Origin of the sequence: Anoxybacillus pushchinoensis, from assembly GCF_900111795.1 — a bacterium.
GTDB classification, from domain to species: Bacteria; Bacillota; Bacilli; order Bacillales; family Anoxybacillaceae; genus Anoxybacillus; species Anoxybacillus pushchinoensis.
The window spans coordinates 1-12,353 of the sequence record NZ_FOJQ01000058.1 but is presented as its reverse complement, the minus strand read 5'-3'; the positions used below and the strand labels follow the sequence as shown (position 1 = coordinate 12,353).

The 12,353-nt window shown below is 38.2% G+C and carries 12 protein-coding genes and 1 pseudogene; all 13 read right to left on the bottom strand.

Features of this window, described 5'->3' with window-relative positions; genetic code table 11:
* Positions 1 to 437: 437 nt before the first annotated feature.
* Positions 438 to 1,238, bottom strand: a pseudogene (locus tag BM213_RS15065) (site-specific DNA-methyltransferase); the annotation flags it as partial.
* Positions 1,239 to 1,251: 13 nt separating this feature from the next.
* Positions 1,252 to 2,013 carry a DUF4391 domain-containing protein gene (locus tag BM213_RS12345; RefSeq protein ID WP_091704603.1) on the bottom strand — a complete coding sequence of 254 codons (762 nt, stop codon included), beginning with the start codon at positions 2,011 to 2,013 and terminating at the stop codon, positions 1,252 to 1,254.
* 5 nt (positions 2,014 to 2,018) lie between these two features.
* Positions 2,019 to 5,261, bottom strand: a complete 3,243-nt coding sequence (locus tag BM213_RS12340) for a helicase-related protein (RefSeq protein ID WP_091704601.1) — start codon at positions 5,259 to 5,261, stop codon at positions 2,019 to 2,021.
* Positions 5,262 to 5,476: 215 nt separating this feature from the next.
* The gene (locus BM213_RS15060; protein WP_244149286.1) at positions 5,477 to 5,638 is read right to left on the bottom strand and encodes a hypothetical protein; all 162 of its coding nucleotides are present in this window, start codon (positions 5,636 to 5,638) and stop codon (positions 5,477 to 5,479) included.
* A gap of 165 nt (positions 5,639 to 5,803) precedes the next feature.
* Complete coding sequence (locus BM213_RS12330) at positions 5,804 to 6,778, bottom strand: helix-turn-helix transcriptional regulator (protein ID WP_167357410.1); 975 nt, start codon at positions 6,776 to 6,778, stop codon at positions 5,804 to 5,806.
* 265 nt (positions 6,779 to 7,043) lie between these two features.
* Positions 7,044 to 7,562, bottom strand: coding sequence for a hypothetical protein (locus BM213_RS12325; protein ID WP_077429441.1), 519 nt, complete (start codon positions 7,560 to 7,562; stop codon positions 7,044 to 7,046).
* A gap of 19 nt (positions 7,563 to 7,581) precedes the next feature.
* Positions 7,582 to 8,190, bottom strand: a complete 609-nt coding sequence (locus BM213_RS12320; protein WP_226373809.1) for a hypothetical protein — start codon at positions 8,188 to 8,190, stop codon at positions 7,582 to 7,584.
* A gap of 483 nt (positions 8,191 to 8,673) precedes the next feature.
* A complete protein-coding gene (locus BM213_RS12315) occupies positions 8,674 to 9,210 on the bottom strand; it encodes a hypothetical protein (protein ID WP_208601918.1) in 537 nt (178 codons plus the stop codon).
* Between the two features lie 63 nt (positions 9,211 to 9,273).
* Positions 9,274 to 10,233 carry a bile acid:sodium symporter family protein gene (locus tag BM213_RS12310; protein ID WP_091704597.1) on the bottom strand — a complete coding sequence of 320 codons (960 nt, stop codon included), beginning with the start codon at positions 10,231 to 10,233 and terminating at the stop codon, positions 9,274 to 9,276.
* Positions 10,234 to 10,347: 114 nt separating this feature from the next.
* The gene (locus BM213_RS12305) at positions 10,348 to 10,860 is read right to left on the bottom strand and encodes an IS630 family transposase (RefSeq protein WP_244149285.1); all 513 of its coding nucleotides are present in this window, start codon (positions 10,858 to 10,860) and stop codon (positions 10,348 to 10,350) included.
* A complete protein-coding gene (locus BM213_RS15055) occupies positions 10,860 to 11,003 on the bottom strand; it encodes a winged helix-turn-helix domain-containing protein (protein ID WP_244149288.1) in 144 nt (47 codons plus the stop codon). Before BM213_RS15055 ends, BM213_RS12305 begins: the two co-directional genes overlap by 1 nt.
* Positions 11,004 to 11,215: 212 nt before the next feature.
* Entirely contained in the window at positions 11,216 to 11,404 is a 189-nt protein-coding gene (locus tag BM213_RS15050; RefSeq protein ID WP_244149284.1) for a hypothetical protein, read from the bottom strand.
* Between the two features lie 444 nt (positions 11,405 to 11,848).
* Positions 11,849 to 12,244 (bottom strand): type II toxin-antitoxin system death-on-curing family toxin, encoded by a 396-nt coding sequence (locus tag BM213_RS12295; protein WP_004888889.1) that lies wholly within the window; start codon positions 12,242 to 12,244, stop codon positions 11,849 to 11,851.
* Positions 12,245 to 12,353: the final 109 nt, after the last annotated feature.

The window sequence follows — 12,353 nt, the reverse complement described above, 5'->3', positions numbered from 1 at the left end:
ATGGTACAAGCGGTAATGGATTTTTTATGCACGTCTACTCCACAACAACGTTCATATAATACCTTCATCGCTTTCCCTCCCTGCTTCATTTCATCTTCAGCTGGTGCAGTAGCCTATGACGAAGCATTCTATCCTGCGTGCTTCCCAACTCGGGAGCGACATTCCGTGGTGCACCAGGCTACTGGGGTCCGTCTATCTTTCGGACTCTTGCGTACCATAGATACATCGACCTCATGACCCCAGCTGCAAGGAGATATTTCGACAATATTCGTTTTCATCCTTCCGATGGTGCCGAATTTTTTTCGGCATGGGGGTCTATCTTCTGATCTCAACCAACTAATTTTGTTACCATATTCGTCATATTCTAGTATTGTTCCGTCCGGACAGGTAATTGGATAATATTGCTTACCTGATTTTCTTTTAAATGTATCCCAATAAAACTTTCCTTTTTCATCTGATTCTTTGTAACGTTTTAAATATTCTTCAGTATACGCTTCAAAAAAAGGAGGGAGCACATTTAGATTTTTTGCAAACATGACAATATATTCATGTTCAACAGCAATAAACTTTGAATCGTTTCCTCCACCCTTTTTGTTTTGCCAGACAAAATCACAAATATGATTTTCTTCTCCAAAAATTTCTTCACACAATTTTTTTAAGTTTGTAATCTCTGAATCATTAATACTTATAAGTATAACTCCATCTTCTCTTAAAAGATTTCTAGCCAATTTCAATCTAGGATACATCATATTCAACCAATCGGTATGAAATCTTCCATTCGTTTCTGTATTTGCTTTCGTTGTTTGTTGAGTCATTTCTTTGTAATTTTTAATATTATCGCGAAAATCGTCTTTATACACAAAGTCTTTCCCCGTATTATACGGCGGGTCGATATAGATCATTTTAATCTTGCCGAAATACGATTTTTGTAACAGCTTTAGTACTTCGAGGTTGTCTCCTTCAATATAAAGGTTTTCCGTTGTATCCCAGTTTTTGCTGGATGCTTTGTCTGGGCGGAGTGTTCCCGTTGACGGCGTTTGTGCCAGTTTCATCGCTTTCGTTTTGCCGTGCCATGTGAATTCATATCGTTCGTTGCGTTTTTCGATTTCTTCTCCAAGTATTAGTTTTAGTTTCTCAAAGTCGATTTTTCCTTCGGTCACGACTTCCGGGAATAACTTCTTTAACGCTTCAATATTTGTTTTCACTAAATCCATCGATTTTCCGTCTAGTTTTTCCATGATGGTTCTCCTTTCATTGCAATTGTTGTTTCAACTGTTCCATTTGTTTTGTTAGCTGTTGAATTTTAATATTCATCTCTACTTTTCGATTGAACTGCGTTTCTTTTTTCATTTTATTTTTCCATTTCGTTATTTCCGCTTCGTGTGCTTGGATTTGCGCAATGAGCTGCCGTGCTCCTTCGTCTTCTGCAACGATAAACGCTCCGACAGCCTTCGTATGCTGAAACGCTTGTACCGCTAAATGAATGTCTTTATAAAACTGAAAAAAATGAGAAAATGACATGTTTGTAATATGAATCGTTTTTATAAACTGATGGATCGTTTCACTATCGTCGTCTAATTGAAACCAAGGAGTGTAATACGATTCTTCCAGTACAACCTGCGACATATCTACTTTATTTAATCGTTTTAAGCATGTGCCGATTTGAAAGTTTCCTTGCTTTTCAAAGACAATGACGACAGGGTTCGGAAGCGCCCCTTGGATGATTTCACCGATGACAGGCAGATGATTGTCTTTCGCTTCCTCCCTCAGTTGAATCGTAATAAACATAACCCCTTCATAATGGTATTCTTCGTTGATAAATGGCTGGATATTGATCGTACTTGGGGTTAATAAATAACTTAATTCCATTCGTTCAATATATTTTGTAATGTAGTCTTTTTCTTTCTTGTTTAAATCGGCGAAGTCGTAGAACATCTTTTTATCTAATTTTTTATTGAGCGGACGAACTTTATCGTCCAGCCCAATCATACGGTAAAACGTTAATCCAGCCATCGTTCTCACCCTTTTATAATGAGATAAGAAATGATTTCAAAATCCTGCAGGCTTGTATTCGCATTTGTGACGAGACTGTCTAAATTCCCTAGACTAAAGATGTTAAGCGTCAATTGTTGGTCGATCTTCCCGACAATATCTTCCACTGCTTTTTCCAACATCATTTTGTACTGTCCCATCTCTTTGCCGTTCTTTGTTTCTTCATAAAACGCTGCATATAATTGTGCTTCGACTTCCTTTTGCCCATTGCATAGCGAGCGATAAATATCAAGAATTTTTTTGATATGAACATGGTTATAAAGCACATTTCCATCCTCTTTTATATACACCAAATAATATGGATGGAGCGCATTTTGTTCATTAGAAGCTGTAAAGTTGTTAATTTGTTTTAGGCAAAAAATAACTCCAGGTTGAATTTCCGCACTCAGTTTTTCATTTTTATTCGTTGTAATACTAAATAGACCTAAAGGAGCCTTCTCGATTACATCTTTATTTTTCTTCATAAAATTTAATAAATCCATTCGGAAATCATCCATCGTGAAATCCGTTAATGAAATATTCCCAGAAATATCTTCTAAATCAATGACTTCATTTTGTAATTTTTCGAGTTGTTTCCGGCGATACTCTAAATCTTTCATTTCGTTGCTGTTGTCAGCGATAACGTTTTCTTCCCCGGTAGAAGAAATATCAAGAATGGTCATTCGGTCCTTGACCCTGCCGACTAGATTAATGTATTCATCGAGTTCCATCGATGGCCAAAAGTTGACTAATTGAATGCGTTCATTTTTACTTCCAAGCCGGTCAATTCGTCCAAATCGTTGAATAATGCGCACGGGATTCCAATGAATGTCATAGTTGACGAGATAATCGCAATCTTGCAAGTTTTGCCCTTCAGAAATACAGTCGGTTGCAATGAGAATATCAATCTCTTCCGTCATATTCGGCATGACTTTCGCTCTCTCTTTAGAAATAGGCGAAAAGTTCGTTAACACACTATTGAAATCCACTTTTTTGAACTTCAATGTTGTCTTTGGATGATCAGAACCTGTGACAACGGCAGAGTGCAGCCCGAAATTTTGTAAAATCCACTGATGTAAGTTCTCATATAAATATTTTGCCGTATCAGCAAACGCGGTAAAAATTAATAGTTTCTTATTTTGGCCATTAATTGGATTTTCGATTTTATTTTTAATCACTTTTTTCAATGCCAATAATTTTTTATCACGCTCAGGTGTAACCTGTTTTGCCTGTACGAGCAGCTTCGCCAAAATCTCACGGTCATACAACAAATCTTGCTTCCAGCGAATGAGATCCATGTCTTTCATTAATATTTTTACTTTGGATCCAATGAGCGCATCTTCTAATTCTGGGTCTTCAATATCAATATCTGTAATGTCTCCGATCGTTTCATTTCCTGGATTATAGTTATCAATTTTATCAATTAGTGAATCAATATTATGAATAATATTTTGTAATGTTAGAGAAAACGAATGAATGCTGCTTTCTAAACGTTTTAATAAATTCGATTTCATCAAATGTACAAGGCTATTTTCGCGGTCTGTTTGTCTAAAAATTCTTCCATTGGCGACTTTCGTATCGTATTTTTCGCTATAGACGTCTTTCATGTGCGGCAAAATATATTGCATCGGCGAATACACCGCTAATCGTAAACGTAATATTTCGTTATTAATTTTTTCAAGAGCAGGAAACTCATCTTTTTCATCAATCGTTTCTTTTATATTGATTGGTTTTAAACGCATTGGAAATTGACCAATATCTTTCACATTATAATATTTTTCAATATGACGGCGGGAACGGGCAATCGTTAACGAATCAAGCAACGTAAAATAATCCCAGCTTAACATGTCCAATAACCGTTCCGTTGTCCGCTCTTCTTCCGGCAAGTTGCTCCATTTGTTAAACTGTGACTGCGCCCGCCGAATCGTTTGGCTGATGCTTTTAATGTTTGCTGTTTCTGCTAGTGCTTTGTCATTTCCTTCTGTAATAAAAGCAATTTGGTTTTTTAAATCGTCGAGCTTGTTGTTCACTGGAGTAGCAGAAAGCATTAATACTTTCGTTTTTACCCCAGCTTTAATAATATCGTTCATCAGTCTTGAATATCTTGTGACACGGTCGTTGCGCGGATCATTATTACGGAAATTATGAGATTCGTCGATGACGACTAAATCATAGTTTCCCCAGTTCACATGTTCCAGGTTAATGTCTCCGCTATAGCCACGTTCCCGAGATAAATCAGTATGGTTCAACAAATCATAAGAAAAACGGTCTTCGGCTAAGATATTTCGTTTATCGTTTAAACGGTAAATCGCCCAGTTTTCTCTCAATTTTTTTGGAGCTAACACAAGGACGCGGTGATTGCGCAGTTCATAATATTTAATGACCGCTAACGCTTCAAACGTTTTTCCTAAACCGACGCTATCAGCAATAATGCAGCCACCGTACGTTTCAATTTTGTTGATGGCACCAATCACACCATCGCGCTGAAAATCATAAAGTTTATTCCAAATCACCGTATTTTCAAACCCTGTTCTCGTTTGTAACGCCTCGTAATCTTTCGTATCTTGTAAAAAATCTTTGAAAAGATTGTAGAGTGTAACAAAGTAAATAAACTCCGGTGAATTTTCTTTATATAACACTTCTAAACGCCGTAATATTTGTTCTTTCACATCTTGTAATGCATATTCGTTGTGCCAAATAGCATCAAAATTGCGAAGGAGTTGTGTATTTGCTTCAATATCATCAACAATATTGTTAATGTATATATTTGAGGAGTTGCTGTAGCCTAATCCCGGACTTGAGAATGGCGCCCCGCCGACAAGGCCGATTTGCGTTCCGTCTTTGTTTTCGACATGATATAAACCACCTTGAATCCGTTGATTGGTGACTGACTTAATTTGTGCTTTTTGTTTCAGCCATTTGGCAAATTCTTTGGCGATATAGGCTTGGTTTAATTTTGTTTTATACTTTTGCTCTTCTTCGACTCCGTACAATAACGCCTCGTTTTTTTCTATTTGCTCTTTCAATAAATTGTCACCTTGCACGAAAGCCGGTTCTGTAAAAATAAAGCGAAATTCTTCTAACTGAGAAAGCTCTTGCTTTAATTCGACAAACGCATATAAAGTAAAATGTGCAGCAGCAACTGATAACTTACTGCCCTTTGTAATATATTCTTTCAAGACATCTCCCACTAAACCCGTTTGTTTATTATCAATAATTCCTCTCGACATCTTTCGATCTGAACTCCTTTATTCGAATGCCTACCACTTCAACATGTTGGGACGTAAAAATCATCTAAACATTCTTTTGTGTCGACATAGTCATATTATACTAAAATAAAAACCGGAAAATATGTCGAATTATGTTGATAAAATAATAATATCACCTGTAAGATAAACAGAATCTTTGGACCTCAGTTTTTAGATAGTAACTATTGTCCCCTAGATCAATCCATCTCTCTAAATTTGTCGGTATCGACAACAAAATTCACAAGACTTGCTCCTTTAGGTAGTTGTTCAATTAGCTTTTCTGCAGGAGAAGCAGGAGGAATATCATCTCCATCATCATCCATACAGGTTAGCATAAGTATCAATGCTTCCTCTTTCATCTCTACCGCATGTATCCCCATAAGTAAAGCAGCCTGAAATGTCTAGAAAATTAACGATATAACCGTTATCTTCTTTACTATTTTCAATATAGAATAAAATTCATATACAGCCATTTAAACTCATCCATTGTTGTTCGTTGAAATACTTTCTATTTAATTTGCGGATCAAGCTCTCTCCCCAATATATTGTTCATACAACCTCTCCGCTTCCTGCTCCATCTCTTCCACCAGCCGCTTCGGATAGACCACTTTCGCATCGGCGCCCCATGAAAGCAGCCAGCGCACGAGCCCCTTGCTGATGATGGCACTTGTGATTAAGCGAAAATGTTCGTCGTCCACCCTTTTGATGTCGGCATGGAGGCCAAAGCGATCAATCACAGCGGGAGCCAAATCATTTTTAAAAATCACTTCAATGGAAGACTCTTCCCCGCCAAACATGAAAAACAACAGATTGCGATACTTGTTGATATCAAAGCCTGGCTGCACGGCAAATTTCTGCTCCAGCATGCGGATATCCCTGATCCGGTCAATTCGGTAATGATGGATGTCCTCCTCCATCACGTTATAGCCAATCAAATAATACATCTCTTCATTCCAAATGATTCCATAAGGATGGATAAGATATTGTTTAGGATCGGGACTTCCAGATAGCACAAATTCTTTCTCCACCGAGTAACGGCCATATTGGAACTGAATGACCTTCTTTTCCGCAATAGCCTGGTGGATCGTTTGAACCGTCTTGGCAAATAAAGGACTATCAATTTTCGCAAAGGTATGTACCAACTGATTTTCTAATAGGATCGCTTCATTTTCGGACACGAACTTTTTTAATTTTCCTATAATTTTCTCCGTTTCTTGCTCTGAAATGAAACGGGCCGAAGAAATGGCATCCATCATATAGCGCAACTCATGGATTTCAAAAAATCGATCCTTAATCCAATAATGTATAAATTGATTTCTTCCGCTTTGGCTAGTTTCGACCTTGATGAACGATTCCTCTGAAGTTAAAAACTTCAAATCATTTCGAACCGCTTTTAATCCGCCTTCTATTTGATGCATCTCCAAATATTGCAAAATATCTTCAATCGACTTCGGATGTTGTTTGGAAGAATATTTCCATAAATATTCAATAATCGCCAAGATTCGTCTATACTTCATTCAACCACCGCTTTTCTATCAATTATTAATCCTATTATAAAACAATTATTAGTTCTTTTTATGCACCAATAAAAAGTAATTAAGAAAATCTAATGAATCCGCATAAATGAGCAAGTGCCAAAATCCGAATATGTTCGATTTTGGCACAAATATCATTTAACTACAGGTATTGTCGAATTTTGGCTTTTTTAATTATTTTTTTAACTACAAATTTTTTCCTTATGTCGAGCATATCACGCGGCATCTATTAAAACGTCACTTTTACAGGATGATCTTCTTGGTAGTCCATTTGATCCCAAGAGAAAATGTGCAATGTCATTTCGAAGTTTTCTTTTAACTCAGGGAATTCATATCCTTCGAATTCTTGGATTTCTAATTTCGCAGTGGCCGATTTGCCCGGAGCTACTTCTTGGCTCATGACTAACAATGTTTCATCAACCATGCGGCCATCTGCGGAAACGCTGCGTGCCTGTACTTCGATAGAATCTTGGCGTTTGTTTTCAACATCGAAAATGACTTCAATGGATTTGCCCCAAATTGGATCTTCTTTCTTCACAATTTTCACAAGTGTCGCTTTCACATTTTCATTATCCACAATCACTTGATTAATCTCGTTTACCTTTTCATCTTCTTTCGTTTCTTCCGCTGTTTGTTCCGTTTCTGTGTTTTCCACTTTTCCGTTCACATTTTCTTCCGTTGTCTCACCACATGCGGCTAATAAAAGGAGCAACATCAACATCGCAATAGGATAATAGAATTTTTTCATCGTCAGTACCTCCTCGCATTTATTCCGTTTCCAAATCCTCTAAATCTTTCGGATAATTCACTTCGTTGATGATTTCGTTTGTCGCTTCGTCTTTCACTACAATTTTGACATTATAGTTTTCCGGATCAGCACCGTTAAATAGCTGATACATGGCGCCTGATAACCCTAAGCCAAAAACAGCGAATCCATCAAAACTGTTTTCATACGCATCTTTGTCCACCACTAATGTAAATTCAGTGAATTTCTTGTTATGTTGAATATCTTTAATGGATGCAAAATCTTCACCATTTTTCAATTCCTCAATGGATTCAAGCAAAGAGTCTTCCATCTCGGCCATCATTTCTTTATGTTTCGCTTTTGACATTTTGTAAGTCACAGAGCCATTTTCGTTTTTCGTTACTTCGATGCCTTCCTCTTTGGCTTCAGCGATTGCCGCATCAATGTCCCCATCTTCAAAAAAGCTAGCTGGCAACGTCACTTCCACATTCAATAACCCTTTATCAACACTGATGCCTTCACTTTCTTTTTGTTGTTGCTCTGCCTCGTTTGCCTTGCTCTCCTCATTGGCGTTACAAGCCGTAAGAAGGAGAATCATTAATAAGAATGCTGCAAATGTAATTTTTTTCATGTTGTACCTCCGTAATAAAATTTTTCATTCTCAATTAGACTTCACCTTCAAGAATTCCTGTCATTAACGTATAATCAAGAACAATTTTTATGATAAATGAATCTGTCTTTCCTGAAAGGCCTTTTACGTCATTTCGGAAGATTTTTTTGGGAAAAGGGGAAAATTCTTTATTTTGGTTGTGGGGAGCGTGCTAAAACGTGGAGTTCATAAAAAAAGCGCCCAAAATAGCGCTTCTGCTTTGAAGGTATTGTAACATTTACCTCTTGTGCGGATAGCGTTCACTCTTGTTCGGATAACGGGGTAGCTTGCGCAGATGAAGCTCCTTCTTGCTCAGATAACAACTCAACTCGCGCGGATACAATCTCCTCTTGCTCACGCTAATGCAATCAATCCTTGTTAGGATAATATGGTCCATAAAAAAACGCTCATCTTCACCTACTGAGCGTTTTCCTCCTTCTACACCCACTCCACATCTTGAAAACTTTAAGACTCTTCTATCTCCGTCCCTTTTTTAAATTCCACCAATCTCGCAAAGGCGCGCCAGTAATGGTAGACGAGACGGTCAATCCATAGAAGCGCCTGAACGTTGGACATGGCCACTTCCAATTTTGTTTCTCTTACCGCCGTTCGCTCATAATATTTTCTTCTGCGCACTCGTCTTTCTTCTGCAATTTTCTGGGCCGTTTTTTCCAACACCTGCTCCATTTCGATCAATTTTTCTTCGCTGGCATAACTTTCATTAATCTGCTCCAGTGTTTTATGCCATTTCTTCATCAATTTTTCGTGATGGAAAATGCCTTCCACCTTTTGCTGCTCCCTCAATACACTCACTAGCCGTGTGATATGATCCAATACATGAATGATGGCGACATGTTGATTGCGTAACTTCGTTGAATCGGACTGCACTTCATTAAGGAATTTACGAACGGAAAGAATCGCTTCCTCCACATCCCTCACCTTTTTCTCAAAACTGCTCGTGACCTTTTTCGCATCTAACAATTCCAAAATCGCATCGGTCAATTGCTTCATGATTGGCGAACAGTGACAGGCACTGAAAAGCAGGTTCGTTATAAAAAAACAGCATCACATTTCGATCGTTGAATTATTGCTTTCTTGTCTTTCACTTTTTTTACGGAAATATGTGGCCACAATCGGTCCAGAGATGTTATGCCAAACGCTGAAGATCGCACTTGGAACAGCGGCAAGCGGCGAAAAATGTGCTGTCGCCAATGCAGCGCCAAGTCCAGAATTTTGCATGCCGACCTCAATGGAGATCGCTTTTTGTTTCGTTTCGGACATTCTTAGCAGCCTTGCAAGCCAATAGCCGATCAATAATCCAAGCCCGTTATGAACAACGACGATCAGGAAAATAATAAACCCGCTTTTCGCAATCGCCTGCTGATTCAAACCAACGACAGCAGCCACGATAGCCACAATGGCAATAACCGAAACGAGCGGAAGAATTTGAACGCTCGCTTTTACTTGCTTTTGAAACATCATTTGAACGATTAATCCAAGGATAATAGGAATAAGTACAACCTTCACAATGGACCAAAACAGAGCCCCAGCTGAAACGGACAGCCATTTTCCTGCAAGCAACAAAATGAGCGCTGGTGTCAAAATCGGGGCAAGCAATGTTGACACGGATGTAACAGCAACCGAAAGCGCTGTATCTCCTTTTGCCAAGTATGTCATAACATTTGAAGCGGTACCCCCCGGACAGCAGCCGACAAGAATGATGCCGAGCGCTACTTCACGTGAAACGGGCAATAAGGTAGCGAGTAAAAAGGCCAAAAGCGGCATAATAAGAAATTGGGCAAGTACTCCAATGAGCACTTCTTTCGGGCGCGTGAAGACTTCCTTAAAATCGTTGACCGATAATGTCAGTCCCATCCCGAACATGACGATACCAAGTAATGGTACGATGTAAGGAGCGATCCATGTAAATGCTTGTGGCTCAAAAAAAGCAAGAGCCGCGAATAATAATACCCAAATTGCAAATGTGTTGCTAACAAAGTTGCTGAATTTTATAAGAGCTCCCATCTTTCCTTCTCCTTCCAAACGATGATGTAAAGAATATTATATATTTATTATTCAGAAAATTCAAATTGAAATTATCTTAATTTGACTAAACGATTTTGTATATATAAATCCAACTTAAGCTTTCGACATATGAACCCGTGCGACTCGTTGGAGTACGTTTTCTGGCATATCCGCAATGTATTCCAAAAAAGAAATGATCGATTCTCGTATTTCTTCTCGGGTCGCATAAAAACGGTTAACAATTACACTTTCTTTCATCCACTTCCATATACGTTCGCACAAATTTAAATTCGGTGAATACGGTGGCAAAAATAAAAGAGTGAGACGTTTTCGATGTTTTTCTAAGAACGGCTTTAGAATGACGGCATGATGAATTCTTGCATTGTCCAGGATCATGACAATGTTTTTCTTCGGATATTGAGAAAGAACATATTCCAAAAATTGTTGAAACCATTGTTCATTACACTTCGCTGTTTCCATGCACAAAAATTCGCCATTCATGACATTGAGTGCACCAAATAAAGAAACCGTCGCATGATGTCCATGCGTAAGTTTTTGTTTTCCTTTCAAGCTCCATGTGGCATGGAGAGCCTGGTAATCACGAATATGACTCTCATCTTCGTACATTAACACCATGTCTTCGGGGACGTTTTTTTTAACCCTTGAAATTCTTGTTGTTTCCGAGGGTTTGCACGCTTTAAGGTATACGTTGGGCGTGTATAACGAAATCCCCATCGATGAAGCATTTTAGTAATGCCATACCGAGTCATGGATGCATTCCATTTTTCTTCAAATACATGTTGGATGATGCGTGTATCCCAATACGCTTCTACTCCAAACCCTTCTTGGGCAGGAGTGGACATCAAAATCATGTTCTTGAGCTGAGTTTCTTTTCTTCCTTTTCGGACAGGTACGGTTTTTTACCCGGAGCGTAACGGCGTTCTAGTAATGCGTCCATGCCGCCTTCATTAAATTTTTGAACCTAAGAAGAGACCGAATGTCGATGGAGATTCAACAGTTGAGCCACTTGCAATCCCATATAGCCTTGCATGACCAAGCGAATAGCAGCGACTCGTTTTGACGTATTAGCGTTTTTTTGAGCACGTTCACATGCTTGTAGACGTTCAACCGTCCAACCATGGTCATTCGTAATTTGCAGAGTTTTTCTCATATCTATCCGCTCCTTTGTAATTATCATTAGGAGCAGTATAGACAGATGACAGCTATATTTGAACATGTAGAGAAATCAAGTTTGACTTATATAGATTCAAGTTGAGTTTCCGACATATCCCATCATGAATAGAAGACCGCTTTTCTGCCATAAGCGGCAAATTTAATCTTGGTTCATTTTTTCCACTAGAATCTTTTTCTATCTAGAGTATTTAACATGTTCACCAAGAAGTATCCCACCTCTAAGCAACGTGTAGGTGGGAGAGGTTCATTAAAAATACACAATAGAAACAGAAAGTAGAAAAATTGTGAACGAGAGTAGGATGTTGTAAGCAAGCATGCATAAAAAAAGCTGACTGATTTTACAGTGCAGCTTTCTCATTTCTATACAATCAATCTTTGACAAAATTCAAACAGGGACACACATGTAATCGCCATACAAATATTAATATTTACGTTCAAATGCATACTCTTTGATGGTTGCAACAATTTGCTCGAAGGAATATCGATGATTCACTACATCAACAACAAATTCAATGGCATCATCTTGCGGCATCGTAAAATAGTATCCATTGTATTTTAAAAATTGAACAAGTGCTACAAAGGCAGTTCTTTTGTTTGCATTATGAAAACAATGGTTCTTAGCCAAAGACTCAAATAATGCTGCCGCTTTTTCAAAAATAGTAGGATAAGCATCTTTACCAAACACACTTTGTTGTGAACGGTAGACAGCCGATTCTAACAATGCAGGTTCTTTTATCCCTTTCAGCTCATTTGGAGAATATTTTCCAATAATGAAAAAATTAATCGCAACGACTTCTTCTACGGTTAGATATCTCATCGATCAATAAGCCCCTTGATGGTCTCATCATATTCTTCAAGAGTTTCGTTTAATACTTCAAAAAAATCTTGGGAGATTCCTTTTGGCAAATCAACTTTTTTACTTTTCT

Excerpts from the sequence above, each read along its gene's own strand:
- BM213_RS12345 (WP_091704603.1), bottom strand. The coding sequence starts at position 2,013 with ATGGCTGGATTAACGTTTTACCGTATGATTGGGCTGGACGATAAAGTT.
- BM213_RS12340 (WP_091704601.1), bottom strand. The coding sequence starts at position 5,261 with ATGTCGAGAGGAATTATTGATAATAAACAAACGGGTTTAGTGGGAGAT.
- BM213_RS15060 (WP_244149286.1), bottom strand. The coding sequence starts at position 5,638 with ATGAAAGAGGAAGCATTGATACTTATGCTAACCTGTATGGATGATGAT.
- BM213_RS12325 (WP_077429441.1), bottom strand. The coding sequence starts at position 7,562 with ATGAAAAAATTCTATTATCCTATTGCGATGTTGATGTTGCTCCTTTTA.
- BM213_RS12320 (WP_226373809.1), bottom strand. The coding sequence starts at position 8,190 with ATGAAAAAAATTACATTTGCAGCATTCTTATTAATGATTCTCCTTCTT.
- BM213_RS12310 (WP_091704597.1), bottom strand. The coding sequence starts at position 10,233 with ATGGGAGCTCTTATAAAATTCAGCAACTTTGTTAGCAACACATTTGCA.
- BM213_RS12305 (WP_244149285.1), bottom strand. The coding sequence starts at position 10,860 with ATGTACGAAGATGAGAGTCATATTCGTGATTACCAGGCTCTCCATGCC.
- BM213_RS15055 (WP_244149288.1), bottom strand. The coding sequence starts at position 11,003 with ATGACTCGGTATGGCATTACTAAAATGCTTCATCGATGGGGATTTCGT.
- BM213_RS15050 (WP_244149284.1), bottom strand. The coding sequence starts at position 11,404 with ATGAGAAAAACTCTGCAAATTACGAATGACCATGGTTGGACGGTTGAA.
- BM213_RS12295 (WP_004888889.1), bottom strand. The coding sequence starts at position 12,244 with ATGAGATATCTAACCGTAGAAGAAGTCGTTGCGATTAATTTTTTCATT.